The 24,674-nt window shown below is 61.9% G+C and carries 21 protein-coding genes; 11 read left to right on the top strand and 10 right to left on the bottom strand.

All coding sequences use genetic code 11. The annotated features are described in order from the left end of the window. Positions 1-17 precede the first annotated feature (17 nt). The 8 genes from kynU to RRF64_RS16940 form a co-directional block, all read right to left on the bottom strand. Positions 18-1,298, bottom strand: coding sequence for a kynureninase (gene kynU / locus RRF64_RS16975; RefSeq protein ID WP_323847112.1), 1,281 nt, complete (start codon positions 1,296-1,298; stop codon positions 18-20). A 191-nt stretch (positions 1,299-1,489) separates the two neighbouring features. Continuing rightward, positions 1,490-2,311 (bottom strand): cyclase family protein, encoded by an 822-nt coding sequence (locus RRF64_RS16970; RefSeq protein ID WP_323847111.1) that lies wholly within the window; start codon positions 2,309-2,311, stop codon positions 1,490-1,492. 17 nt (positions 2,312-2,328) lie between these two features. Then, the gene (locus RRF64_RS16965) at positions 2,329-3,348 is read right to left on the bottom strand and encodes an amidohydrolase family protein (protein WP_323847110.1); all 1,020 of its coding nucleotides are present in this window, start codon (positions 3,346-3,348) and stop codon (positions 2,329-2,331) included. Next, entirely contained in the window at positions 3,342-3,890 is a 549-nt protein-coding gene (locus tag RRF64_RS16960) for a 3-hydroxyanthranilate 3,4-dioxygenase (RefSeq protein ID WP_323847109.1), read from the bottom strand. The genes RRF64_RS16965 and RRF64_RS16960 overlap by 7 nt, the downstream gene beginning before the upstream one ends. A 12-nt stretch (positions 3,891-3,902) precedes the next feature. Continuing rightward, positions 3,903-4,319 carry a RidA family protein gene (locus RRF64_RS16955; RefSeq protein WP_323847108.1) on the bottom strand — a complete coding sequence of 139 codons (417 nt, stop codon included), beginning with the start codon at positions 4,317-4,319 and terminating at the stop codon, positions 3,903-3,905. Between the two features lie 187 nt (positions 4,320-4,506). Continuing rightward, positions 4,507-5,976 carry an aldehyde dehydrogenase gene (locus RRF64_RS16950; RefSeq protein WP_323847107.1) on the bottom strand — a complete coding sequence of 490 codons (1,470 nt, stop codon included), beginning with the start codon at positions 5,974-5,976 and terminating at the stop codon, positions 4,507-4,509. Beyond that, positions 5,976-6,764, bottom strand: coding sequence for an SDR family oxidoreductase (locus RRF64_RS16945; RefSeq protein ID WP_323847106.1), 789 nt, complete (start codon positions 6,762-6,764; stop codon positions 5,976-5,978). The genes RRF64_RS16950 and RRF64_RS16945 overlap by 1 nt, the downstream gene beginning before the upstream one ends. Before the next feature lie 9 nt (positions 6,765-6,773). After that, entirely contained in the window at positions 6,774-8,435 is a 1,662-nt protein-coding gene (locus RRF64_RS16940) for a thiamine pyrophosphate-binding protein (protein WP_323847105.1), read from the bottom strand. A 410-nt stretch (positions 8,436-8,845) separates the two neighbouring features. On the opposite strand from RRF64_RS16940, the gene RRF64_RS16935 reads away from it, so the two are divergent. Genes RRF64_RS16935 through RRF64_RS16925 form a run of 3 tightly spaced genes read left to right on the top strand, consistent with a single transcriptional unit; the run spans position 8,846 to position 12,144 of the window. Next, positions 8,846-9,547, top strand: coding sequence for an ATP-dependent zinc protease family protein (locus tag RRF64_RS16935; protein WP_323847104.1), 702 nt, complete (start codon positions 8,846-8,848; stop codon positions 9,545-9,547). Positions 9,548-9,606: 59 nt separating this feature from the next. Next, entirely contained in the window at positions 9,607-11,139 is a 1,533-nt protein-coding gene (locus RRF64_RS16930) for an inactive transglutaminase family protein (protein ID WP_323847103.1), read from the top strand. Then, positions 11,140-12,144, top strand: coding sequence for an alpha-L-glutamate ligase-like protein (locus tag RRF64_RS16925; protein WP_323847102.1), 1,005 nt, complete (start codon positions 11,140-11,142; stop codon positions 12,142-12,144). Positions 12,145-12,243: 99 nt separating this feature from the next. Here the strand turns inward: RRF64_RS16925 and RRF64_RS16920 are convergent, their stop codons facing one another. Next, positions 12,244-13,407 carry an acyl-CoA desaturase gene (locus RRF64_RS16920; protein WP_323847101.1) on the bottom strand — a complete coding sequence of 388 codons (1,164 nt, stop codon included), beginning with the start codon at positions 13,405-13,407 and terminating at the stop codon, positions 12,244-12,246. Positions 13,408-14,024: 617 nt separating this feature from the next. On the opposite strand from RRF64_RS16920, the gene RRF64_RS16915 reads away from it, so the two are divergent. Together RRF64_RS16915 and RRF64_RS16910 are read left to right on the top strand one after the other, a co-directional pair. Then, positions 14,025-16,034: an ATP-binding protein gene (locus RRF64_RS16915; RefSeq protein ID WP_323847100.1), complete on the top strand. Its 2,010-nt coding sequence runs from the start codon at positions 14,025-14,027 to the stop codon at positions 16,032-16,034. A 288-nt stretch (positions 16,035-16,322) separates the two neighbouring features. Further along, positions 16,323-19,337: an EAL domain-containing protein gene (locus tag RRF64_RS16910; RefSeq protein ID WP_323847099.1), complete on the top strand. Its 3,015-nt coding sequence runs from the start codon at positions 16,323-16,325 to the stop codon at positions 19,335-19,337. Positions 19,338-19,412: 75 nt separating this feature from the next. On the opposite strand, the gene RRF64_RS16905 is transcribed toward RRF64_RS16910, so the two are convergent. After that, positions 19,413-20,216 (bottom strand): inositol monophosphatase family protein, encoded by an 804-nt coding sequence (locus RRF64_RS16905; protein WP_323847098.1) that lies wholly within the window; start codon positions 20,214-20,216, stop codon positions 19,413-19,415. 145 nt (positions 20,217-20,361) lie between these two features. Here RRF64_RS16905 and trmJ point away from each other — a divergent pair, with 145 nt between their 5' ends. The 6 genes from trmJ (at position 20,362) to hscB (ending at position 24,673) form a co-directional block, all read left to right on the top strand. Continuing rightward, entirely contained in the window at positions 20,362-21,153 is a 792-nt protein-coding gene (gene trmJ, locus RRF64_RS16900) for a tRNA (cytosine(32)/uridine(32)-2'-O)-methyltransferase TrmJ (protein ID WP_323847097.1), read from the top strand. Between the two features lie 107 nt (positions 21,154-21,260). After that, on the top strand, positions 21,261-21,737 hold the full coding sequence (gene iscR / locus RRF64_RS16895; RefSeq protein WP_323847096.1) for a Fe-S cluster assembly transcriptional regulator IscR: 477 nt from the start codon (positions 21,261-21,263) through the stop codon (positions 21,735-21,737). Between the two features lie 65 nt (positions 21,738-21,802). Continuing rightward, positions 21,803-23,017, top strand: a complete 1,215-nt coding sequence (locus tag RRF64_RS16890) for an IscS subfamily cysteine desulfurase (RefSeq protein ID WP_323847163.1) — start codon at positions 21,803-21,805, stop codon at positions 23,015-23,017. 184 nt (positions 23,018-23,201) lie between these two features. Then, positions 23,202-23,624, top strand: a complete 423-nt coding sequence (gene iscU / locus RRF64_RS16885) for a Fe-S cluster assembly scaffold IscU (protein ID WP_323847095.1) — start codon at positions 23,202-23,204, stop codon at positions 23,622-23,624. A gap of 42 nt (positions 23,625-23,666) precedes the next feature. Further along, positions 23,667-23,990 carry an iron-sulfur cluster assembly protein IscA gene (gene iscA / locus RRF64_RS16880; protein WP_323847094.1) on the top strand — a complete coding sequence of 108 codons (324 nt, stop codon included), beginning with the start codon at positions 23,667-23,669 and terminating at the stop codon, positions 23,988-23,990. 158 nt (positions 23,991-24,148) lie between these two features. Then, positions 24,149-24,673 (top strand): Fe-S protein assembly co-chaperone HscB, encoded by a 525-nt coding sequence (gene hscB, locus RRF64_RS16875; protein WP_323847093.1) that lies wholly within the window; start codon positions 24,149-24,151, stop codon positions 24,671-24,673. Position 24,674: the final 1 nt, after the last annotated feature.

Genomic DNA, 24,674 nt, shown 5'->3' with positions numbered 1-24,674 from the left:
CCAAACTTATAGAGCGGCTACTCGTTGCAGGCCGCTTGTAGAGTTTCCACGAAGCGATACACATCCTCGAAGCGGTTGTACAGCGGCACCGGCGCCACCCGGATCACGTTGGGTTCGCGCCAGTCGCAGGTCACACCGTTTTCCTCCAGTCTCTGAAAAAGCTCGCGACCGGTTAAATGTCTGGCATCACAGCACAGCGATAGCTGGCAGCCGCGCTGCTCCGGATCCTCCGGCGTGATGATGGAAATGAACTGGCCCACTTCGCGCTTCAACAGGAACTGCAGATAGGCCGTGAGCTTTTCCGATTTGCGCCGCAGTGGGCCCATGCCGCCGGCCTCGGTGAAAATATCCAGCGAGGCGCGAATGGCGGCCAGCGACAGTATCGGCGGGTTGGACAGCTGCCAGCCCTCGGCGGTTGGTATGGCCTGGAAGCGGTTCTCCATGCGAAAGCGGGTCTGCTTGTCGTGCCCCCACCAGCCGGCAAAGCGCGGCAGTTGGGTGTTCTGTGCGTGGCGGCGGTGCACGAAGCAGCCGGCCACGGAGCCAGGGCCGGAGTTCAGGTATTTGTAACTGCACCAGCAGGCGAAATCCACGTTCCAGTCGTGCAGTCGCAGCGGCACATTGCCCACTGCGTGGGCCAGATCGAAGCCGATACAGATTCCGTTGCGGTGGGCCAACTCGGTCAGCTTCGCCATCGGCAATACCTGGCCTGTGTAGTACTGCACACCGGGTAACAGCAGCAGCGCGATGGAATCTCCCTGCTCCTCGATTAACGACTCGATATCTTCGATGCGCAACAGGTCTTCGCCCGCGCGGGGCTTTAGCAGCAGCAGGCCGTCTGCGGGATCTATGCCGTGGTGGCGCAGCTGGCTCTCCACTGCATAGTGATCCGACGGGAAGGCGTGGTCCTCGATCACGATCTTGAAGCGCTGTTTGGTCGGGCGGTAGAAGGTCACCATCATCAGGTGCAGATTGACGGTCAGTGAATTCATCACCACAACTTCGTCGGTCCGGGCGCCGACCAGATTCGCCGACGCCTCGGCGAGAAACTCGTGATAGGGCATCCAGGGAAAATCGCAGTCGAAGTGGCCCTTGACCCCGAGTGCCGCCCACTTGTCCAGCTCCTGGTTGACATAGTCGCGTGCGCGCCGGGGCTGCAGACCCAGCGAGTTGCCGCACAGGTAGATTTCCGGGCTGCCGTCGGCGCGCGTGGGAATACTGAACTCGTCGCGAAAGCGCGCCAGCGGGTCTTCACGGTCCATTTTGCGGGCGAACTCCTGGCCTGCTTCGAATTGCATACTGCGGTACCCATTTTGTTGGTTATTCGTTACTACTTGCCCCCGGTTGCCAGTAAGAGGGGGCCGGGCGGCCCTGCTGCCGGTGGCCATTTGCGAAAAAGCCTCATCGGCAATCATTTCTCAAATGGCCACCGGCATCAGGGCCTTCGTATCAAGCGGTATCATTTCTTTCCGAGTCTCGAGTCCGGCTATTACTCGATTTCTTCCAGCGGCATCAGCACCGGGCGGCTGGGCGCGGCGTCGGTGCGGAAGGCTGGAATCTGCAGGTTGAGCAGATAGAGTCCGTCCGCCACGTCGTCTGGGACATAGACCATTTCGGTCACCGTGCAGCGGTTCCTCGTTCCGGCGCCGACACTGTGGCTGCCCGCCGCGATCTGCCAGAAGCGGTGGTGATTATCCAGCGCGCCCTCGTCGTACATCTTGTCGATGCTGGGGAAGTCCACCAGCAGGTGGTCGAAGGTCAGCAGCAGCTGCATCGCCTCGCTGGAGAAAAACACCGGCGGTTGCCCCTCGGCGTAGGCGCGGCGACATTTTTCCTCGTCGTTTGGCAGTGTGCGGATCACTATGGCCGCACAGTGGTTTGCGGCCGGCTGCTGGCTGAGTGCCTCGGCCAGCCTTCTGCCGCTCACCACCAGGTCGCCGGCCTCGGGGTTGGGCGTATAGTTTTCATTGCAGCTGCCGAGGGTTTCCGCGGTGACGCTGACGACGATGCAGGGGAGCAGCAGCGGCGTGAGCAGTTCTCCCACCGGCACCAGTTCGTCGACGATATGGCTGACGGACTCGGTGTGGGTGCCGTTGCAGTGCGGGACCAGAGTCAGCTGGGAGACATTGCAGCTGCCGCCGCGGCGGGTGTCGCCGACGAAACCGTCGGCTTCCAGGGGTTCCGCGCGGGCCACGGGCGCGCCGAAGTGATTGGGTTGCGCGCCGTCGAAATTGAGCGGGATGGCCAGGTTCAGCGCCTTTTCGGTATCTGTTCGATAGGTACAGCCATTCAACGTCAGTGTCAGTTTCATCTGGCGACCTCCAGGGGTCATTGTGTGTGCAGGAATTGGCTCCGCTCCAGCCCCAACCACTCCAGCGCGGTACCGTGCAGCAGGCGGGCCTTGACCTCTTCACCCACCGCCATGGATTTGATCAGCTTGCCCGGTTCCAGCTCGCCGAGCGGGAAAGGGTAGTCGCTGCCCAGGGCGATGCGATTCGCCCCCGAGAGTTCGATCAGGTATTTCAGCATCAGCGGGTCGTGCACCAGTGAGTCGAAATAGATCTTGTCGAGGTAGCTTCTCGGGCTGTGGCCGTTGTCCACCGCGCAGAGATCGGGGCGCACCTCGAAGCCGTGTTCTATACGGCCGATAGTGCCCGGAAAGGAACCGCCGCCGTGGGCGAAGGCGACGCGCAGTTTCGGGAATTTCTGCAGCACACCGCCGAAGATCATCGAGCAGATGGCGCGCGAGGTTTCCGCGGGCATGCCGACAAGCCAGGGCAGCCAGTACTTGGGCATCTGCTCGCTGCCGATCATCCCCCAGGGGTGGACAAAGATGGCCGCGCCGAGGGCCTCCGCCGCGGCCCACACCGGCTGCAGGTTTTCATCGCACAGGTTCCAGCCGTTGACGTGTGAGCCTATCTGCACGCCGGCGAGACCGAGCTCCCTGACACAGCGCTCCAGCTCCCGCACCGCCAGCTCGGGCGCCTGCATGGGCAGTGTGCCGAGGCCGACGAAGCGCCGCGGCTGCTCGGCCACCACGCCGGCGATGTGATCGTTCAGCAGCCGCGACAGATCCAGGGTGTGTTCGGGCTTGGCCCAGTAGCTGAACATGACCGGCACGGTGGACAGTACCTGCACGTGGACGCCGTAGCCGTCGCACTCCTGCAGGCGCACCTGCGGATCCCAGCAGTTGCTCTCTATTTCGCGGAAGAATTTTTCCCCCTGCATCATGCGCGCGCAGCCGCACTTGTGGTGATCCAGGTGAATAAAACCCCCGTAGCCGTAGCGCGCTTTCAGGTCGGGCCAGGTTTCGGGCAGTATGTGTGTGTGGATATCGATGGTCAGCATGTTTCGCTCTTGCTGTGCGATGCGCCCTCCGGCAGGGGCATGACATGGCCGCAGGCGTCACAGCGGCGGTTTTCCTCGGAACCGAAAAAGCGGTCGAATACCGGCGGAAAGTCTTTCTCGATATTGCGCAGCTTGAAGAATTCCTCGTACAGCAGGTGATTGCAGTTGTCGCAGTACCACTGCAGCCCGTCCAGTTCCGCATCGGTGCGGCGGCGCTCCACCACCAGGCCTACTGTATTGGCGAAGCGCTGCGGTGAGTGCGGCACCCGCGGCGGCAGCAGGAACATCTCGCCCTCGCGAATGGGAATGTCCACCACTTTTCCGCCCTGAATGGTCTTCAGCAGCATGTCGCCTTCGATCTGGTAGAAGAGTTCGGGTCCCTCGTCTACATGATAGTCCTTGCGCTTATTGGGTCCGCCCACCACCATGACGAAGAATCCCTGCTCCTCGAACACCAGTTTGTTGCACACCGGCGGTTGCAGAAATTCGCGATGTTCCTCTATCCACTTGTGGAAGTTAATCGGGGGCATGATGTTCGTCATGGGGTGGCCCTCTCAGTCGATGGTGGCTATGCACTTGAGTTCGATGGCGATCGGTGTCGGCAGCGACAGCACCTCGACGGTGGTCCGCGCCGGCTGGTTATCGCGGAAATAGTCGGCATAGATGCTGTTGTAGGTGGCGAAGTCCGCTTTCATATTGGTCAGGAAAACGGTGACGTCTACCAGGTGCTCCCAGCCGGAGCCGCATTCCTCGAGAATATTTCTGACATTGTCGAATACCGAATGGCACTGGGCGGCGATGTCGTAGCCGATGATTTCCCCGTGTGGATCCAGCGTGACGCCGGGAATCTCTTTGCTGCCGCGCACGCGCGGGCCGACACCGGACAGGAACAGCAGATTGCCGACCCGCCGCGCATGCGGGTAGAGGCCTACGGGTTCTGGTGCCTTAGTGGAGTGAATGGCCTTGTTCATTGGTCTTCCTGTTGCTTCAGTGCACGGTCAGATGTGGATCCCAAGTCGGTGACGCCGATCGGCCCTGCTGCCGGTGGCCGCCTGGGAAAAAACCTGATCGGTAAATATTTCCCAAACGGCCACCGGCAGCAGGGCCTCGCATCGTGCCAAGTCAAAATTGGTGCGCGCTTCTCTTCGATTGACTGCGTCAGGCGTAATCGATACAGACATTCTTCGCCTCGGTAAAAAAGCGCAGCGCTTCCCAGCCGCCCTCGCGGCCGACGCCGGAGTTCTTCATGCCGCCGAAGGGGGTGCGCAGATCCCGCTGCATCCAGCAATTGATCCACACGATGCCGAAGTCCAGTTGCCCGGCGAGTCGGTGGCAGCGGCTCAGGTTCTGTGACCAGACCGAGGTGGCCAGGCCGTAACCGGTGCCGTTGGCGAGCTGCAGCGCCTCTTCCTCGTCAGCAAACGGCTGGATGGTGGCAACCGGGCCGAATATTTCCTGCTGGTTGGTACGGCAGTCGATCGGCAGCCCTTCGATCAGCGTCGGTGCGACAAAGTATCCGTTGCGGCAGCGGCCCTCGACCTGCAGACGTTCGCCGCCGCACAGGATCTGCCCGCCTTCCTCTTTGGCCTGTGTGATCGCGTTCAGCACTTTTTCCATATGCGCGGCGGAGATGAGTGCGCCCTGATCGACCTGGGTCAGCGGATCGCCAACCCGTAACTTTGCCACCCGCTGCAGCAGTGCCGCCTTGAAATCCTTGTAGATGGACGATTCGACATAGATGCGCGAGCCGCACAGGCAGATCTGTCCCTGGTTGGCAAAGGCGGCGCGCAGCACGCCGTCGAGGGTCTTTTCCCAGTCGCAGTCGGCGAATACCAGGGTGGGATTCTTGCCGCCCAGTTCCAGTGACAGTTTCTTGAAGCGCGGTGCGGCCTCGGCGGCGATGCGCGCACCGGTCGCGGTGCCGCCGGTAAAGGAGATGGCCGCAATCTTGGGGTGTGCGACCAGGGCGCTGCCGATGCCGCTGCCGCGTCCGTGCAGGATATTGAGCACGCCGGCGGGCAGTCCCGCCTTTTGGCAGATTTCCGCCAACATACTGGCGGTCTTGGGGGTGACTTCCGAGGGTTTGGCAATCACGCAGTTGCCCGCCGCCAGTGCCGGGGCAATCTTCCAGGTGAACAGGTAGAGCGGCAGGTTCCACGGCGAGATACAGCCGACAATGCCGAGCGGCGCGCGCAGGGTGTAGTTGATGGCGCGTTCGCCCATGGCGTGTGATTCAGAGGCGAACTGGGTGATGGCGCGGGCGAAAAAGCGGAAGTTGGCCGCGGCGCGGGGGATGTCGACGCTGCGCGCCAGCGCCAGCGGTTTGCCGTTGTCGCGGGACTCGGCTTCGGCGAGGGCGTCTAGGTTGTCCTCGATCAGGGCGGCGATGCGCTCGAGATAGCGGGCCCGCTCCTCGGGATCGAGGCCGCGCCAGTGGGGCAGGGCGGCCTCGGCGGCGGCGACCGCCGCCTGCAGATCGCCGTCGCTGGAGTCGACCAGCTTGCCGTAGACCTGGCCGGTGGCGGGCTCGATGTTGTCCAGCAGCTGCGCATCCGCCGGCGGTTGTACAATTTCGCCGCCGATAAAGTTGCCGATACAGTGGTCGGAATGGCGATCGGGCGTGGCCATCACAGGCACCCGGTCCGGCCGCCGTCCACCGGCAGGTTGATGCCGCTGATATAGGAGGCGGCCGGCGAGGCGAGGAAGGCCACCGCGTTGGCAATTTCGGCCGCCTCGCCGAAGCGGCCGAGGGGGATGCTGGCCTTTTCCGCCTGTTCCACTTCCTCGCGGGTCTTGCCCAGCTTTTGCATCTTGCCTTCGATGATGGCTTCCAGCCGCACCGTGGCCGTCGCGCCGGGCAGTACATTGTTGACGGTGATATTGAACTGGCCCAGCTCGTTGGCCAGGGTCTTGGCCCAGCTGGCGACGGCGCCGCGCACGGTATTGGACACGCCGAGGCCGTTGAGCGGCTGTTTGACCGAGGTGGAAATAATATTGATGACGCGGCCGTAACCGGCTGCCTTCATGCCCGGCAGCAGGGCCTGTACCAGTGTCTGGTTGGAAATCAGGTGCAGGTTGAAGGCGTCGATAAACTCCTGGGGGGCTGCGCTGTGCGCAGGGCCGGGGGGCGGGCCGCCGGTATTGTTGATCAGGATCTCGAAGGGCCCGCCTTTCGCCAGCTCGTTTTCCACCGCTGCCTTGACCTGCGCCGGGTAGGCGAAATCCGCGACCAGCTCGCCGTGTTTTTGTCCGGCGGACATATCCAGCGATGGTTTAACTGCTTCGAGCTTGTCCCGGTCGCGGGCAAACAGCACCACCGATGCCCCCAGGGCGGCCAGCTGTTCGGCGCAGGCCCTGCCAATACCCTGGCTGGAACCGCACACCAGCGCGCGCTTGCCGTGTAAATTCAAGTCCATCTTCACTTCCTATAGATCTGACAGTTTCAGGTTGGGTGTCAGTGCTTCCAGCGGCAGCCGCAGTTCCAGCAGTGCCGGCTTGCCCGCGTTCACCGCGGCGGCATAGGCCGGGGCGAATTGCTGTGTTTCTGCAACTGCTTCCGCGTGAAAGCCGTAGGCCCGCGCGAGCGCGACAAAATCCGGATTCTGCAGGTCGGTGGCGCTGGTGCGACCCGGATAGTTGCGCTCCTGATGCATGCGGATGGTGCCGAGGCTGCCGTTATTTACCACGATGAGCAGGATATTGGCGCCGTACTGGTACGCCGTGGCCAGCTCCTGCAGTGTCATCTGCAGGCAGCCGTCACCGGCGAAGCACACCACTTGCCGCGCGGGGAAACGCAGTTTGGCCGCAATGGCCGCTGGCAGACCATAGCCCATGGAACCGCTGATCGGCGCCAGTTGGGTGTCGGCGCGGCGGTAGCGGAAAAAACGGTGTACCCAGACGGTATAGTTGCCGGCGCCGTTGCAGATGATGGCATCGTCATCGAGCCGGTCGCGCAGCCAGGTCACTATCTCGCCGTACTGCAGCGGGCCGGGAATCTGATTCGGCCTGCTCCACTGCTCGTAGTCCGCGCGGGCGCCTTGCAGCCATTCGCGTCGCTCGGCGGTCACTGCCGCTGCGCCGTCATCGACCAGTGAACCGAGCAGCTTGTCCACGCTGGCATTGATCGCCAGGGCAACGGTTGGCGCACTGGCCAGCTCGTCCGCGTCGGGGTGTACATAGACGATCCTTTGCCCGCGGCCCGGCTGCAGAATGCTGTAGTTCTGGGTGACGATTTCACTGAAGCGGCCGCCCAAAGAGATCACCAGATCCGCGGATTCGACGCGGCGGCGCAGTGCCGGATTGATGCCCAGGCCGATATCGCCGATGTACAGGGGGCTGTCGTTATCGAAACTGTCCTGGCAGCGGAAGGCGGCCGCGACCGGCAGCTGCCGGCTCTCGCACCAGGCGTGCAGCCGCTTGCGGGCCTCGGACCAGCGCGCCTCGCCGCATATCACCAGGGGCCGGCGGCTTTCCGCCAGCAGGCGAGTTAGCAACTCAATGTCGGTCTTATCGGGTGCCGGGTGGGCGGGGCGGGGGGGCGTGCTGAGTCGGGGCGGGGGCGCGGTTTCGCGCAGCATGTCCTCGGGCAGGGCCAATACCACCGGGCCGGGCCTGCCGGCGCGGGCCACCGCGAAAGCGCGCTGCACATACTCTGCCATGCGCCCGGCGCTGTCGATCTCGGCCACCCATTTGGCGATACCGCCGTACATCTGCCGGTAGTCGATCTCCTGAAATGCCTCCCGGTCGCGGGCATCACGGCCGACCTGGCCGATAAAGAGCACCATCGGTGTCGATGCCTGGCGGGCCAGGTGCACACCGGCGCTGGCATTGGTGGCGCCGGGGCCGCGGGTGACGAAACAGACCCCCGGATTGCCGGTAAGCTTGCCGTCGGCCTCCGCCATCATGGCGGCGCCCCCCTCCTGGCGACAGGTGACGACCTGAATTTCCGGGGTATCCACCAGGGCGTCGAGTACCGCCAGGTAGCTTTCACCGGGTACGCAGAAGACCCGCTCCACACCCTGGAACTGCAGGCACTGTACGAGAATCTGACCACCACTGGCGGCAGCCAGAGTTGCTGTCTCGGTCATTGTCTTATTCTTATATATAGTGGCGACAAAGCAATGTCTCTCGACTATACCCCTCTGCGACCGGGGATACAAAGCGGGAGATGTTCGGCGGTGTTTGCGAGGTGTTTGCGAGGTGGCGGCGAGGCAATTGCACAGCAATTTTCGGCATCCGCCGGGCCGTGTGTGAGTGAGGATTCACTGTTCGTGCCCGCATTGAATTCCAGGCAGTGCGACTATACTTCTGCGCAGTTCGGCGTTGGTGGTGGCCGATGCTGGCGGGTGCCGTTCCGGGGCCATCGCTGTTCAGTGACCGGGAGGATGCGCTAATATCCGCCTTTTGCGCGCATCGGAGACGGGATCCTCCGGCAATAATGCACGGACAGCCAGAAGCGATAAGGGATGGCCGGAAGGCCCTAAGGTAGTAAATATAAATGCGGACTTTTCCCCTTTTATGGTTGTTGCTGGTTGCTCAGTTACTGGCGGGCTGCGAGTCGCTGCATTTCCCCTGGGATAAAACCCCGGCGGCAGCGGTGCCCGCTGCTGACACCGGCGCAGCTCCGGCGACCGCGGCGGCGGGCGAGCAGTGCCCGGCGCCTGTGGAGGTGGTTTGCGCCGAGCCGGAGGTCAAAGTTGTTGAGCGGGTGATCGAACGAAGGTTTGAAAAGGTGGTCGAAGTGCCCGTCGCCAAGGACAAGCTGGTGTTGGGTGCCGTTGAGACGGTATCGATCGAGCCCGGTGGCCTGTTCCTGGAGTCGGTCATCGACACCGGATCGTCCACCTCTTCGCTGAGTGCCCGGGAGCTGACGCCGTTCGAGCGCGACGGCAAGGATTGGGTGAAGTTCAAACTGGTGCCGCCCGGCAGCGCGGAAGATGCAGACCCGATCACCATAGAACTGCCGATCAAGCGCCATATGCGGGTAGCGCGCCCCGGCTTTGAAAGTCAGCGGCGGCCGGTGGTAGAGATGAACCTGACCGTGGGCGATGTCACCCATATGGTTGAGGTCAACCTGACGGACCGCAGCAGCTCCGATTTCCTGATGCTGATCGGGCGCAACTTCCTCAAGGACGCGGCGGTGGTCGATGTGAGCCGGCGCAACGTCCAGGGCGAGCCCAAAGTGGCAGACAGCAAATAAACGTAAAAGATATCTGGTTCCGGTCAGCCCGGCGCCATTAGAACTATAGGGAATGGCGAATGTCGCCGCGCGCACAGGTTTATATTCTCGCTGCGTTGCTCGCACTGATGGGGGCGGGCCTTACGATCTACAAGAATCGCGTACTCGGTTTTCCGCTGTTGCCCGGCGAGTACCGCACTGTCTGGACCATAGAGGCCAAGGTGCGCTTCAATGCCGATGGCGGGCCGGTCAAGGCGGCGCTGACACTGCCGCGCGAACAGCGCAATATGGAGATATTGGGGGAGACCTTCAGTTCTTCAGGCTACGGCTTCAACATCATCCGCGAAAATGACGAGTACCGCGCCGTGTGGTCGCGGCGCGCCGCCAGCGGTGCCCAATCGCTGTTCTACCAGCTGGACGTGCACCAGACGCCGGGCGCGCCGCTGGAACAGCCACTCGATCTCAGCACAGAAGTGCAAAGGCCCCTGCTGGAGGCGCGGGAACAGGAGGCGGTGCGCCTGGCGATCTACTCGCTGGTTGATTACGCCCACCAGCGCTCCTCCGATACCAGGACCTTTACCACGCAGCTGCTCACGGCCCTGGGCGATACCGGCAACCAGGACCGCAACCTGATTTTCGGTTACTACAAGGATCTCACCCTGGTGGATGTGGCGCTGGTGGTGCTGGCGGCGGCGGACATCCCCGCCCACCGCATTCGCGGACTCTACCTGGAAGACGACCGGCGCCGTCTGGATCCCGAAGACCTGCTCGAGGTTTACGACGGCAGGCGCTGGGTCGTCTTTGAGCCTACTACCGGCTCGCCGGGCGTACCGAAGAACTTTTTCATCTGGCAGCGCGGCGGCAAGAGCCTGCTGGATGTCGAGGGCGGGCGCAATTCCCAGGTGACCTTCTCTGTGATCGCCAATGATGTCCCGGCGCGTGATGTGTCGATGCTCAGCACCAGCAAAGAGAAAGAAGCGCTGGTGGACTTCTCTATTTACAGCCTGCCGATCGAGCAGCAGAGTATCTTCAAGCTGATTCTGCTGGTGCCGGTGGGTGCGCTGGTGGTGGTGCTGCTGCGCGTGTTTGTCGGCCTGCGCACGTCCGGCACCTTTATGCCTGTGCTGCTGGCGGTCGCCTTTATCGAAACCCAGCTCTTTACCGGACTGTCGATCTTCACGCTGATCCTGATACTGGGTTTGTGGGTGCGTTTCTATCTCAGTCGCCTCAATTTGTTATTGGTGGCGCGGATCGCCGCGGTGGTGGTCACGGTGGTGATATTGATGGGGGCCATCAGCGTGATCAGCTACAAGCTGGGCATCGAGCAGGCGCTCACGGTGACCTTCTTCCCGATGATCATTCTCGCCTGGACCATCGAGCGTATGTCCATCGTCTGGGAGGAGGATGGCCCCTATGAAGTGGTGGTGCAGGCCGGTGGCAGCCTGCTGGTGGCGGTGCTCGCGTGGTGGGTGATGACCAACCGCTACATCGAACACTGGACTTTCAATTTCCCGGAGCTGCTGCTGGTACTGTTGGCCATTATCCTGGTGATCGGCAACTACACCGGCTACCGCCTCGGTGAATTGATGCGCTTCCGGCAGTTGGTACGATAAATGCTCGGCTTTTCCATGAAGCATGTGATCACCAAGCTGCGCGGCGGCCTGGTGTCGCCGTTGGCGCTGCACCGCATGGGAATCCTGGGCATGAACGCGCGCAATATCAATTACATAGCGCGCTATAACGACCGGGACAAATTCCCGGTCGTCGATGACAAGCTCAATACCAAGCGCGCCGCCAGGCGCTACGGCATACCGACGCCGGAACTGATCGCCGCTTTTGAAACACAGCCGACGCGCTCACGCGTGCTAAAGCTGATCGAGCCGCTGTGGCAGTTCGTGATCAAGCCGGCGCGCGGTTCCGGCGGCAAGGGTATCCTGGTGATCGTCGGCCGCAATGGCGATAAGTACAAGAAGCCCTCCGGTGCCGAGGTGACGGCGGAAGACATACTGCGCCATGTCAGCAACATCACCAGCGGACTCTACAGCCTGGGGGGCAAGCCGGACCGGGTGATGGTAGAGGCCCTGGTGGATTTCGATCCGATCTTCGACAACTACTCTTTCGAGGGCGTGCCGGATATCCGCGTGATCGTGTTTCGCGGTTTTCCGGTGATGGCCATGTTGCGCTGTTCCACGCACGATTCCGACGGCAAGGCCAATCTCCACCAGGGCGCGGTCGGTGTCGGTCTGGATCTGGCTACCGGCAAGAGCTGTCACGCAGTGCAGCGCGGCCTGCGCATCAGCAGGCACCCGGACACAGAAATGCCGTTCGACAAGCTGAAAGTGCCGGGGTGGCGCGATCTCTTGCGGCTGGGGGCCAGTTGCTACGAAATGACGGGGCTGGGTTATCTCGGCTGCGATATCGTACTCGACCGCAAACGCGGCCCGCTGCTGTTGGAGGCCAATGCGCGGCCCGGCCTGGCGATCCAGGTGGCCAATGGCGTGGGCCTGTGCACCCGACTGAAACATATCGAGAAGCTGGATCTGGAACAGCTGGAAAAGAATGTCGACGAGCGGGTGACCTACTCCATGCAGGAGTTTGCCGCCGTGACTCCCAGCTGATCCGTCGCGCGGTCAGTTCCAGCGCCCAAACCCGGCGCGGCCGGAAATAAAAAAAGGCGAACGTAATGTTCGCCTTTTATATTTGCGTCATGGCCCAGATCAGGTGGCAGTCACCGGGCAGAGATGGAACTGCTCCATCATGATCTGCAGGCGCTTGCGCTGCATTTTCAGGCTGTATTCCAGCTCCTTTACCCGCGTGCGAATGGCCGCGGTCTCCCACTTGGCCATCAGGCGTTCACGCGCGTTTTCGTAACGGCGGGACTGCAGTTCTTTCCACTCGTTCAGGGCCGCGGAAAACTCCTGCGCTTCCTTCTCCAGCAGCTGGTGCCAGCGCTCCTTGTGGCTGGACTGCTGCAGCTTCTGCTCCGCCCGCTTGAACTGCATGGTGAGCATGGCCCGCTGGATGCGCATTGCGGGTACCGTCTTCAGGTTGCGCGCGAGGCCGAACCAGCTGGCGGTTCTGATCAACCACTTGGTCGGGTCCCACTGATACCAGCGGATGCCGTTGCGGTAGTCAGTCTGAAAAATGTGATGGTAATTGTGGTAGCCCTCACCGAAAGTGAAAAAGGCGAGCAGATCGTTATCCCGCGCGCTGTTCTCGTCAGTGTAGGGGCGGCGGCCCCAGATGTGGGCCAGCGAATTGATAAAGAAAGTCGTGTGGTGGTTGACCACTATGCGCAGCACGCCGGCGAGCAGCAGCATGCCGATGATGTCCCCGGTGAGCCAGCCGAGCAGCAATGGCAGGCCGAGGTTCATCGCCGCGGTAATGGCGATGTAGTGGTTGTGCTGCCACATCACGATCTTGTCACGCTGCAGGTCCTTGGCGTTGTCGAAGTCGACTTTGCCACTGGGGTAATCCCGCAGCATCCAGCCGATATGTGAGAACCAGAAGCCGCGGTTGGCGGAATAGGGGTCCTGTTCATTGTCGTCGACGTGACGGTGATGGCGGCGGTGGCCGGAGCACCAGACCAGAATGCTGTTCTGCAGCGCTGCGGCGCCGAACAGAGCGAACACCAGTCGCAGGAACCAGTGCGCTTCATAGGTGCGGTGCGACCACAGGCGATGATAGCCGGCGGTAATGGAAAATCCGCACAGCGCACCGTAGACGGCAAAGGCCAGCCACTGGTACCAGTGGTAGCCGTAGAGCACGCCGTAGAGCGGCACCAGGATCAGCGCGGCCAATGCCGTGCTGGTGAAAAGAATCGTGGTCACCCACAGGCGGGGCGGGGTGGCGGGCCCTGAGGCCCCGGGGACTGCGTTCATATTTACAACCTTAAAAATACGCTGTTGCGCTGGTTGGTTCGCGGGACTGTGCATTGTATATAGAGACTGATTAGTCAATATTTTGCCGCCCAACCATTCATCGGGAGATGCTAACCGATCAGACCGCCTAAGACATCCCCGGACGGCCGAACTGAGAACTGTGATCCGATTCTGGTCACATCTGCCTGCTTTTGGTGCGAACCTGCTTTTGCCGGGTCTTTGTTGGTTCACGCGCCCCGTTGGCAGTGGCAAGTGGCGTGGCACAACGCCTTTCAGCGCGGGCGTTTCAAAGTTGGCATGGCGGTTGCATTTACCAGTATGTGGGCCGCAAGGCCCGCGCTCCGGGAATCCATCACGGGTTATGGCAAACAGCCCGGCCAGCGGCCGGACTCGGTGAAATATACTGCGTGACTTCCCGTTTTCTCTCATCATCGCTGATTCAGGCCCCGCTTTGCGGGGCCTTTTTTTGTTCCCAATTTCTTGCTCGATATATAACCACTTGTCCTTGGTCCAACAGAATTTAAGCATTTCGTTACATATAGCGGCGGGCGCTCTTTTCACGACTGCACTTAAATGATTCACTTGGCCGTACGCTTTACCAAGAATAAGAGACCTGTGTGTCTGAGCCATCCCTTACTGAGCATCGCCACTTGCCGCTGCAGCTGATCGCACCTGACGAGCTGGATGGGCTCGGGCCCGAGCAGCTGGCGAGACAGGTGACCTGTCTGCAGAGCCTGCTGCTGGATCTGGACTGTGGCCTCTGGGAATGGCATCCGGGCAGCGGTCGGCAGCGGGCGCAGGGCGCCCTGTGGTCGGCGTTTGCCGAGGACAGCCAGGCCGCCCTGACCGGTCTGTGGACAGGTGACGACCTGTGTTTTGTGCACTCTGATGACCGTGACAAGTTGCTCGCGCTGCGCCACCGCTGCGGCTCTCGGGGCGGCGCCTTCGATACCACTTTCCGCGCCTATGACAGCAACGGCCAGCTCTGCTGGCTGAGGTTGTGGGGCAGATCTGTCGCCGTCGATGGCGGCAGCGGCGGGAATATCGTGATCGGCAGTTGTGCTGATTACACGGATTCGATGTCGGCGCGATACCTGTCCAGCCTTCCCGGCGAGCGCCCACTGCAGACGCTGGCGGGAGTCAGCGACGGTCTCTGGGAGTGGGACCTGCGGGCGGACGAGGTGGTGCTGGACGGGGCCTGCTGGGCCATGCTCGGCTACGAACAGAGTCCGGTAGACACGATCGCGCGCGCTGCACTCGCCCACTGGAAATCGAGAATCCTGCCGGAGGATTTTTCTCGCGCCGAGCAGGCATTCAAGGATCACGTTCGCGAGCAACTGCCTCTCGATGTGGAGTTCCGCCTCTGGCACCGGGACGGCGGTATCGTCTGGGTGCGCTGTCGCGGCCAGGCGCAGAGAAACAGTCGAGGCATACCCGTGCGAGTGCTCGGGCTGCTGCAAGACATCACCGGCAGCCGCGAGGCGCTGTTGCGCGCCGAGCGGGAGCTGAAACAGCAGCGCCAGGAAAATGCCAACCGCGCCGACCTGCTGTTCAGCCTCAGCCATGAACTGCGCACGCCGCTGAATGCGATACTCGGATACAGCCAGATGGTGGAGCTGGACCAGAGCCTTAATCCCGTTCAGCGCCAGCGCCTGGTCGAGATTCGCCGCGCCGGGCAGCACCTGTTGCACCTGGTGGGCGACGTTCTGGAACTGGCCCGCATCGACAGCCACCGTCTGGCTCCCTCCATGGAGCCGATTCAGCCCGCTGCCCTGGTGGCAGACTGCAAGCGCCTGCTGGAGCCGCTGGCGGAAACCCGCCGCGTCAGCCTTATTTTCGAGCCCCTTGGTTGGGAGTCCGCTTATATTTGTGCCGACCCGGTGCGCTTCAAGCAGGTGGTGCTGAACCTGGCCGGTAACGCGGTGAAATACAATCGTGAGAACGGCCGCGTGGTGATCAACTTTGCCCCCCAGGCGGAGGGCTGGTTGCGGCTCAGCATTCTCGACACCGGGCGGGGAATTGCCGAAGAAAAGCGCGCCGAGGTGTTTGAGCCTTTCAATCGCCTGGGCGCGGAGAAGGGGCAGATAGAGGGTACTGGCGTGGGGCTGGCGATCGCCAAGCGGCTGACCGAGGCGATGGGCGGGCGTATCGATTTTGACAGCCACGAAGACCAGGGCTCGATTTTCTGGATTGAGTTCCCACTGATCGATGCTCCGGCGGAATTGATGCAGCTGTCCGCCCAACCGAACACGCCGGTGAGATTGCCCCCGTGCCGCTTGCTGCAGATCGACAATCGCCCCACGGGCATCAACCGCCTGAAATCCATGTTGAATGGTGCCGCTCAGGTCCAACACCTGATCGCCGAGGATGCCGTGGAGGCAATATTCACGGCGCGGACCCTGCGCCCGGATATTGTCCTGTTCGACCCTGCGGCGCCCGGTATGTCGGCCACCGATTTGGCGCGCATCCTGAAAGAGGACCCCCTGACAGCAGAAATTCGCGTGGTGGCGATCGGAGAGTGCAGCGGAGGGGGATTCGATGCCACTCTGCCTGAGGGGTTTGAGTTGGCACAATTGTCCCAGGTGATGGATAGGTTTGCTCCCAGTGTCACACCGGCCGGCGACTAAGAGAGCGTTTCCGAGGTTCCTTAATGACCGCGCGCTCGTCTACACTTGCGGCTTTTGGTGCCGCCGACGGGTTAGCAGGCCGTTGAGACGAAATTTTCAATGGCCTGTTAACCCGAACACGGAGGTTCGGGCCGCAAATCGGGCGCATTAGGGCTCGATTTGTGGTGCAGGTTTGCGGACATGCGCCGTAAACCCGGGTTGAGAAAGGTTTTGGACGGCGTTTTTCAACAGCCTCTAAAAAGTATCAGGCAGATCTCACGGAACGATACCAATAAACCGAGGAAGTGGATGTCTGTAATGCTACCGGATTACCGCTGTGAAGAGCGGGAAACCAGAATGCCCCTGTGGGTCTCTGCGCTGCTGCTGGCAGTGCTCAGCGTCACCTTTGTAGTCATCTGTAAACAGCTGCTCAGTTTTAACAGCGGTAGCGCGGTGATCTGGTTTGCCGATGCGGTCGCCATCGCTTTTCTGTACCGGCACCGTCTGCGGCACTGGCCTGTGCTGGTTGGCACTTTCTTTGGCGTCAACGTACTGGCGGGGCTCGGCATGGGCTTCGAGGGCAGTGTGGCGTCGATTTATACCCTGGCCGGACTGGCTCAGGTGCTGCCAGCGGCCCTGCTGCTAAAACGTTACTTCCCGGGGGGTGGTTATTTCGACAGCCTCGAGCGCTGGGCCAAATTTATCCTGATCACGGCGGTATTACCGCCGCTGGCCAGTGCCGGTATCGGCTCGGCGATCGCCGCTCTGCGCACCGGCATCGAATACTCGGCGATGTTTCCGGCTTGGTACCTGGCGGATGCCGCGGGCATCCTGGTGCTGCTGCCTCTCGCCCTCAATTGCAGCGTGAATTCCCTGCGGGGGCTCCGCGATCGCGCAGTTCTCGGCAGGCTGCTGTTCGCGACTGCCGTCACCGTTGCGGCCATCCTTCTGATCCTCGAAGTGGCACTGCTGCCGTTTGTGTTTGTCGCACTGCCGCTTATATGGGTGGCCACACGACTGCCACTATTCCAGACCCTGGCGGTTATCTTCGGCGTAATTCTGCTAATGGCACTCAGGTATGTCGGTTTAGAGGAGCATGCGAATCCGAGCATTGTGCCGGCCGGCGGTGGTCAGACGGACAGTCTGCTGGTGCTGGTAATTTTTGCCGCGGCGATTCCCGCTTACGTTATGTCGGTCTACACCAATATCGAACGCAATCGCAACGCGCGCATTGTGGAAATGGAGAGCAGTTTTCGCGCTGCGGTGGAGCAGTCGCGTATCGGCATGCTGCTGGTCTCACTGGATGGGATTATCCTGCAGGCCAATCGCAGCTTTTGCGATTTCCTGCAGTATGAGGAGCGCGAGCTGGTCGGACGCAGTGTGTTTGATATTACCTTCCAGGATGATCTCTCGGGAACGCGAGACATTTTTGAGATGCTGTTTCGGGCGGAGCAGGAATCGCCGCATATGGAGAAGCGCTACGTGCGCAGGGACGGCGAGGTGGTGTGGGGATACCTGTCCTGCTGTCTGGCCCGGGGCATCGACGGCGAACCGCTCTATTCGGTGGCGCAGGTAGAGGATATCGATTGGCGTAAACGCAGCGAGAACAGCCTGCGGGAAGCCAAGGAGCGGCTGCAGGTAACTCTGTCTTCGATCGCCGATGCCGTGATCGCCACCGATGTGAAGCAGCGGGTAAATTTCATGAACCCGGTCGCCGAGCAGATGACTGGCATTACCCTGCAGCAGGCGCTGAACGAGTCGATCGATTCGATCTTTCACGTCACCCTCGGGCGCGAAGGGAAGCCGCTGGATAACCCCGTGGCGGAGTGCCTGCAGTTGGGAGAGGCGGTGCGCGGTGTCGAAGGTGCGGTCCTGCACAGTCGGGATGGGCGCACCTACGATATCAAGAATTCCGCATCGCCGCTGAAGACCGAACGCGGCGATCTGCTCGGCGCGGTGATGGTCTTCCAGGACGTGAGCGAGTCGCGGCAATTGATTCGGCAGTTGAGCTACAAGGCCTCCCACGACGACCTGACCGGCCTGCCCAACCGCGATTCCTTCAAGCGCGAACTGTTGGACGCTATCGAGAGTGCACGCGATGGCGACGAGTGTCACGCACTGGCCTATATCGACCTGGACCGATTCAAGGTGATCAACGATAGCGCCGGACACCTGGCGGGCGATGCGCTGCTGAAGAAAATCAGCAAGTACCTGCGCGCGCTGCTGCGCAGTTCCGACAGTGTCGCGCGTCTCGGTGGCGACGAGTTCGGCCTGCTGTTTCGCAACTGCAACAAGGAGCAGGCGAAGCTTCGCTGCGAGCAGCTGATCCGCCAGATAGTGACGTTGCGTTTTCCCTGGAACGAGCGCGTCTACGACATCGGTGCGAGTATCGGTATTACCGAGATAAACCGGCGCAACGACCGCCTCGGCGAACTGCTGAGTCAGGCGGATGTGGCCTGTTATTCGGCCAAGCACGCCAGCCGCGGCACTGTGATGATTTACGAGATGGAGCAGAGTGCGGCGGCCGACCAGCATCGGGAAATCATCATGGCGTCGACAGTCCGCGAAGCGCTCGACGAGGGCCGGCTGACACTCTGCACCCAGCCGATTGCCACGAGTGGCGACACCAGCCAGGTCAGTCACTATGAGATGCTGGTGCGCATGGTCGACGAAAGTGGCAAGCCGCTACTGCCCGCGGCGTTTATTCCCGCTGCCGAGCGCTACGGCCTGATGCTGCAGATAGATCGGTGGGTGGCGGACGAGGTCCTGGTTCGTCGCGGGGCGCAGATCAACGCGGCGCAGTTCAGCTTTTCCCTGAACCTGTCCGCCGATGCATTGGGCGATGCCGAGTACCAGACGCACTTGATCAAGTTGCTGGAACGGACGCCGATTCCGCTGTCGCGTATCAGTTTCGAAATCACCGAGACGGCGATGGTCAACCAGATGGAGAACGCCAGTCATTTCGTCGCGACCCTGCGCCGGATGGGCTGCAAGATTGCACTGGACGATTTCGGCAACGGCCTCAGTTCATTCAGTTACCTGAAGGCTTTCTCCATAGACTTCATCAAGATAGACGGCAGTTTCGTGCGCCAGGTGGAGTCCAACTTCGTCGACCTGATCATTGTCGAGTCGATTCACCAGGTGGCGCACCGACTGGGTGCCAAGACCATCGCCGAATATGTTGAGGATGCATCCACCGCCGCGCGCCTGCGCACCATCGGCGTGGACCTGATCCAGGGTTACCATGTCGGCCAGCCTGTGCCGCTGGGTCAGTTGCTGGCCGGTAAGGTAGAGGTGCGGGAACTGGCGGCGAGCGACGTGTAGGGTGTAGGGGCGAACCCTGTGTTCGCCCACGTGGGCCTGCGGCCCGTCTGCCGGGCTGGGGCTCGGTGCTCCCGGCTAGCGCACGCCGCCCAGGTGCTTGCCGACAATCTGCAGCAGCGGCTTGAATACCTTGGGCGTGGCACACACCAGGTGGCCCGAGTCCAGGTAATCCTCGCCGCCGCGGAAGTCGCTGATCAGGCCGCCGGCCTCTTTCACCAGCAGTGAGCCGGCGGCGATATCCCAGGTGTTCAGGTACATTTCCCAGAAACCGTCAAAACGTCCGGCGGCCACATAGGCCAGGTCCAGCGCCGCCGCACCCGGGCGGCGGATGCCGGCGGTCTGTCCGGCAATCTCTTTCAGTGCCGCCAGGTAGGGATCGATGTTCTCCAGTGCCGGGCCGTTGAATGGCAGGCCGGTGCCGATCAGGGCGCCGCGCATGTTTTGGCGCGGGGACACGCGGATACGTCGACCATTCAGGGCAGCGCCGCGACCACGACTGGCAGTGAATTCTTCGCGTTTGATCGGGTCCAGCACCACCGCGTGCTCGATACGGCCGCGGTAGCGGCAGGCGATGGATACCGCAAACTGGGGGACGCCGTGAATGAAGTTGGTGGTGCCGTCGAGGGGATCGATGATCCACTCGTAATCCGGCTCGGCGCCTTCCTGCAGGCCGCTCTCTTCGCCGAGGATGCTGTGCTTGGGGTAGGCCTTGCGCAGGTGGTAGATGATCTCCTGCTCGCTGGCCTTGTCCACTTCGGTGACGAAATCGTTGCGGGACTTCTCCTCAAACTTCATCAGGTCGCCGCGCTCCCAGGCTCGTTCGATCAGTTCACCGGCCTTGCGCGCCGCGCGCAGGGCAATATTCAGCATGGGTTCCATAACTATTCCGCACTAAGAAGTTGAAGAGATTAAAAAGCGCGCCCGGGCCGGCCGGGCGGGTGCGATTGTAGGGATTCCCGCTCATCTTTGCTACACTCGCGCGCCCGCGCTATCCCGATACCTAGATTCGACACATTCGTACAGTATGGCCAAGTCTCCTCTCGACACCGCTTCCCTTACCGCCCTCGACAATGTGCGCGTGGTGCTGGTGAACACTGCCCACCCCGGCAATATCGGCGGCGCTGCGCGCGCACTGAAGAATATGGGGTTGAGCCAGCTCTATCTGGTGGCGCCGCGGGAGTTTCCCGCCGCCAACGCCGTCTGGCGCGCGGCTGGTGCCGCGGATCTGCTGGATAAGGCGGTCGTAGTGGACACCCTGGAAGAGGCGGTGGCCGACTGTGGTCTGGTGGTGGCCACCAGCGCGCGTGAGCGCCGCATCCCCTGGCCGCTGTTGACGCCGCGCCAGTGCGGCCAGCGTACTGCAGCGGAGGCATCCACCCACCCGGTGGCGCTGGTATTCGGCCGCGAGGACCGGGGCTTGACCAATGAGGAGTTGCAGGCCTGTAATTTCCACGTGCATATTCCCGCCAATCCGGACTACAGCTCCCTGAACCTGGCCACGGCAGTACAGGTGCTGGCCTACGAGGTGCGGGTGGCGGCGCTCGAGGCGGAGAAGGGCGCGGAACTGAGTTACGCCGACTGGGATCGCCCCCCGGCCAAGGCCAGCGATATGGAGCTCTACTTCGAGCACCTGCAACAGGCGCTGGGGCAGATAGGCTTTATCGATCCGGACAACCCGCGCCAGACTATGACCCGTTTGCGGAGACTGTTCAGTCGCGTGCGCCCGGACGATATGGAGCTGGGCATACTGCGCGGCTGGCTGACGGCGATCCAGAACTACATCCACAAGACCGGTGGCAAGGGTCGCCCGGATTAGGGTCAATACCTGAGTGTCGTCAGGGGTTATATACTTGACTGACCTGCTGGGTTATTCCATACTCGCGCCCCGATCGGAAATGGGCTGTAGATCAGTCGGGAGCTGATATGCGTTTGACAACCAAGGGCCGCTATGCGGTCACAGCAATGCTGGATCTGGCGTTACACGCCGATCGCGGTCCGATCAGCCTGGCGGACATCTCCAAGCGCCAGGGCATTTCCCTGTCCTATCTGGAGCAGCTGTTCTCCCGCCTGCGCCAGTCCGGTCTGGTCTCCAGCGTGCGCGGCCCCGGCGGCGGTTACCGCCTGGCGCGGTCCGGCGATCAGATTTTCGTCGCGCAGATAGTCGATGCGGTCAACGAATCGGTGGATGCCACCAGCTGTGGCGGCAACGCGGATTGCGCCGGTGGCGAGCAGTGCCTGACCCACTATCTATGGTCTGACCTGAGCGAACAGATCCACAACTTCCTGAGCGGTATCAGCCTCGCCAATCTGGTGGCGCGGGCGGAAGTGCAGGAAGTGGCGCGCCGCCAGGATATGCGCGAAGCGCCGGAAGAGCGGGTCGCCGTGCTCGGCGGACTGTAATCGCCGGGGCTCGTACAGGCCCGGCAGCGAGATTTAAAGAGTTATTGAGCGGAAACGGTATGACTATGAAGCTTCCCATCTACCTGGATTACTCAGCTACCTGCCCGGTGGACCCGCGCGTCGCCGCCAAGATGGCGGAGCAGCTGACGATGGAGGGCAATTTCGGCAACCCGGCGTCGCGCTCGCACCTGTTCGGCTGGAAGGCCGAAGAGGCGGTTGAGGAAGCGCGTCGCCACGTGGCCGAGCTGGTCAATGCCGACCCGCGCGAAATCGTCTGGACCAGCGGCGCCACCGAGTCCGACAACCTGGCGATCAAGGGTGCAGCCCACTTCTACCAGGGCAGGGGCAAGCACATCATCACCTCCAAGATCGAACACAAGGCGGTGCTGGACACCTGCCGCCAGCTGGAGCGCGAGGGCTTCGAGGTCACCTACCTGAATCCGCGCGCTGACGGCATAGTCCACCCGGAGCAGGTGGAAGAGGCGCTGCGGGACGACACCATTCTGGTCAGCCTGATGCACGTGAACAACGAGATCGGCGTGATCAACGATATCGCCGCCATCGGCGAAATCCTTCGCGCGAAAAAAATAGTCTTCCACGTGGACGCGGCGCAGAGTGCCGGCAAGCTGCCGATCGACCTGGAAACGCTGAAAGTCGACCTGATGTCCTTCTCCGCCCACAAGGTTTACGGCCCCAAGGGTATCGGCGCCCTGTACGTGCGCCGCAAGCCGCGCGTGCGTCTCGAAGCGCAGATGCACGGCGGCGGCCACGAGCGCGGCATGCGCTCCGGCACACTGCCGACCCATCAGGCCGTCGGCATGGGCGAGGCCTTCCGCATCGCCAAAGAGGAGATGGCCGAGGAGTCCAAGCGCCTGCTGAGCCTGCGCAACCGCTTCTGGGACCAGATCAAGGACATGGAAGAGGTACATATCAACGGTTCCGTCGAACAGCGCGTGGCCGGCAACCTGAACGTGAGCTTTGCCTTCGTCGAGGGTGAGAGCCTGATCATGTCGCTGCGCGACCTGGCGATTTCCTCCGGTTCCGCCTGTACTTCGGCCAGCCTGGAGCCCAGCTACGTGCTGCGCGCCCTCGGCGTGAACGACGAGCTGGCCCACAGCTCTCTGCGCTTCAGCTTCGGCCGCTTCACCAGCGAGCAGGACGTGGACACTGCCGCCGCGGAAGTGCGCAAGGCGGTGGAGAAACTGCGCGAGCTGTCGCCGCTCTGGGATATGTACAAAGACGGTATCGATCTCAATACCATTGAGTGGGCGGCCCACTAAAAGTGGCCGCAAAGCTACTGCGCGTGCGCCAGGCGGCGTTCGGCGGTGCTGGTGCGCCAGCCCGGTCGGCACCCTCATGTACTGCCGTGTACACTCCGGTGCCTCCGTTCCGGCGGCCACCGCCTGGCACTCGCTCGCTACGCTTTGAGACCACTTTTAGAAATGATGAGTTAGGAGAATAGACATGGCCTATAGCGATAAAGTTATCGACCACTACGAACACCCCCGCAATGTCGGGCGTCTGGATGACAAGTCGGACAATGTCGGCACCGGCATGGTCGGCGCGCCCGCCTGTGGCGACGTGATGCGCCTGCAGATCCAGGTGAATGAAAACGGTGTGATCGAGGACGCCAAGTTCAAGACCTACGGCTGTGGCTCCGCCATCGCCTCCAGCTCGCTGCTGACGGAGTGGGTGAAAGGCAAGACTCTCGACGAAGCCGAGCAGATCAAGAACACCGCGATCGCCGAAGAGCTGGCGCTGCCGCCGGTGAAGATTCACTGTTCCGTTCTGGCGGAAGATGCCATCAAGGCGGCGGTGCGCAATATCCGCGAAAAGCGCGGCCAGCTGACCGACGCCGGTGGTACCAGGGAAGAAGCGGCCGGTTAAGTCCATTGGGCAGTGAGGCCCGCAAGCAGTAAAGGTATTGTTTTGGCTATTACCATGACAGAGGCGGCGCAGGCGCATATCCAGCGCCAGCTCGCCAAGCGCGGCAAGGGTATCGGCATCCGCGTCGGCGTGAAGACCGCCGGCTGTTCCGGTCTCGCCTATGTGCTTGAGTTTGTCGACGAATCGGAGCCGGATGATGTGGTGTTCGAGCAGAACGGTGTAAAGCTGATCGTGGACCCGAAGAGTCTCGTCTACCTGGACGGCACCGAACTTGATTTCGTCAAGGAAGGGTTGAATGAGGGTTTTGCGTTCTCCAATCCGAATGTGAAGAACGCGTGCGGCTGCGGCGAAAGCTTTCACGTTTGATCAGCCCTCGCCACAGCAAGGCCGGGTGCGTCGCGCACGCCGGCCTTTTTAATATGTTCGGGATCCGGAACCGCCGGGAGCGCCGAGCCCCGGCTCGGCACGCGGGCCGCGGGCCCGCCATGTAGGGGCGAACCCTGTGTTCGCCCGGGTGATTGAATATGTCACTGAAGCAGACTTATTTCGAATTATTCGGCCTCAGGCCCGCGTTTGAGATTGATCGCGCGGCTTTGTCCAAACGCTATCGCGAGCTGCAGCGGGAATTTCACCCGGACAAGTACGCGGCGAAATCCGATCGCGAACAGCTGCTGGCGATGCAGTACGCGGCGCGTATCAATGAAGCGCACACGACTCTGCGCGAGCCCGTGCTGCGCGCCGGCTATCTGCTCAAGCTCGCCGGCGTGGAAGTGAGTCCGGAGCAGACCACCGCCGATGCCGAGTTCCTGATGCAGCAGATGCTGCTGCGCGAGCGCCTCGAAGAAGTGCGCGACGAGACGGACCCCGCCGCGGCACTCGATGCGCTGGCCGGCGAGGTGCGGGACCTCTTTGCCGGCGAGCAGCAACATTTCGCCGCGGTCTTTGCCGCTGGCGATCTCCAGGCCGGCAAGGATTCCCTGCTCAAACTGCAGTTCCTGAGCAAGCTGCAGCGGCAGGTGGAAGAACTGGAAGAAGATTTACTGGATTGAT

This window comes from Microbulbifer magnicolonia (assembly GCF_035117725.1).
GTDB lineage: Bacteria > Pseudomonadota > Gammaproteobacteria > Pseudomonadales > Cellvibrionaceae > Microbulbifer > Microbulbifer magnicolonia.
Note: the sequence above shows the minus strand (reverse complement) of the source record. Positions and strands in the feature narration are given on the sequence as shown.

Excerpts from the sequence above, each read along its gene's own strand:
- RRF64_RS16965 (WP_323847110.1), bottom strand. The coding sequence starts at position 3,348 with ATGCTGACCATCGATATCCACACACACATACTGCCCGAAACCTGGCCC.
- RRF64_RS16970 (WP_323847111.1), bottom strand. The coding sequence starts at position 2,311 with ATGAAACTGACACTGACGTTGAATGGCTGTACCTATCGAACAGATACC.
- iscR (WP_323847096.1), top strand. The coding sequence starts at position 21,261 with ATGCGTTTGACAACCAAGGGCCGCTATGCGGTCACAGCAATGCTGGAT.
- RRF64_RS16925 (WP_323847102.1), top strand. The coding sequence starts at position 11,140 with ATGCTCGGCTTTTCCATGAAGCATGTGATCACCAAGCTGCGCGGCGGC.
- RRF64_RS16940 (WP_323847105.1), bottom strand. The coding sequence starts at position 8,435 with ATGACCGAGACAGCAACTCTGGCTGCCGCCAGTGGTGGTCAGATTCTC.
- RRF64_RS16945 (WP_323847106.1), bottom strand. The coding sequence starts at position 6,764 with ATGGACTTGAATTTACACGGCAAGCGCGCGCTGGTGTGCGGTTCCAGC.
- RRF64_RS16920 (WP_323847101.1), bottom strand. The coding sequence starts at position 13,407 with ATGAACGCAGTCCCCGGGGCCTCAGGGCCCGCCACCCCGCCCCGCCTG.
- RRF64_RS16890 (WP_323847163.1), top strand. The coding sequence starts at position 21,803 with ATGAAGCTTCCCATCTACCTGGATTACTCAGCTACCTGCCCGGTGGAC.
- RRF64_RS16935 (WP_323847104.1), top strand. The coding sequence starts at position 8,846 with ATGCGGACTTTTCCCCTTTTATGGTTGTTGCTGGTTGCTCAGTTACTG.
- RRF64_RS16905 (WP_323847098.1), bottom strand. The coding sequence starts at position 20,216 with ATGGAACCCATGCTGAATATTGCCCTGCGCGCGGCGCGCAAGGCCGGT.
- trmJ (WP_323847097.1), top strand. The coding sequence starts at position 20,362 with ATGGCCAAGTCTCCTCTCGACACCGCTTCCCTTACCGCCCTCGACAAT.
- RRF64_RS16910 (WP_323847099.1), top strand. The coding sequence starts at position 16,323 with ATGTCTGTAATGCTACCGGATTACCGCTGTGAAGAGCGGGAAACCAGA.
- iscU (WP_323847095.1), top strand. The coding sequence starts at position 23,202 with ATGGCCTATAGCGATAAAGTTATCGACCACTACGAACACCCCCGCAAT.
- RRF64_RS16955 (WP_323847108.1), bottom strand. The coding sequence starts at position 4,319 with ATGAACAAGGCCATTCACTCCACTAAGGCACCAGAACCCGTAGGCCTC.
- kynU (WP_323847112.1), bottom strand. The coding sequence starts at position 1,298 with ATGCAATTCGAAGCAGGCCAGGAGTTCGCCCGCAAAATGGACCGTGAA.
- RRF64_RS16960 (WP_323847109.1), bottom strand. The coding sequence starts at position 3,890 with ATGACGAACATCATGCCCCCGATTAACTTCCACAAGTGGATAGAGGAA.
- RRF64_RS16930 (WP_323847103.1), top strand. The coding sequence starts at position 9,607 with ATGTCGCCGCGCGCACAGGTTTATATTCTCGCTGCGTTGCTCGCACTG.
- RRF64_RS16950 (WP_323847107.1), bottom strand. The coding sequence starts at position 5,976 with ATGGCCACGCCCGATCGCCATTCCGACCACTGTATCGGCAACTTTATC.
- hscB (WP_323847093.1), top strand. The coding sequence starts at position 24,149 with ATGTCACTGAAGCAGACTTATTTCGAATTATTCGGCCTCAGGCCCGCG.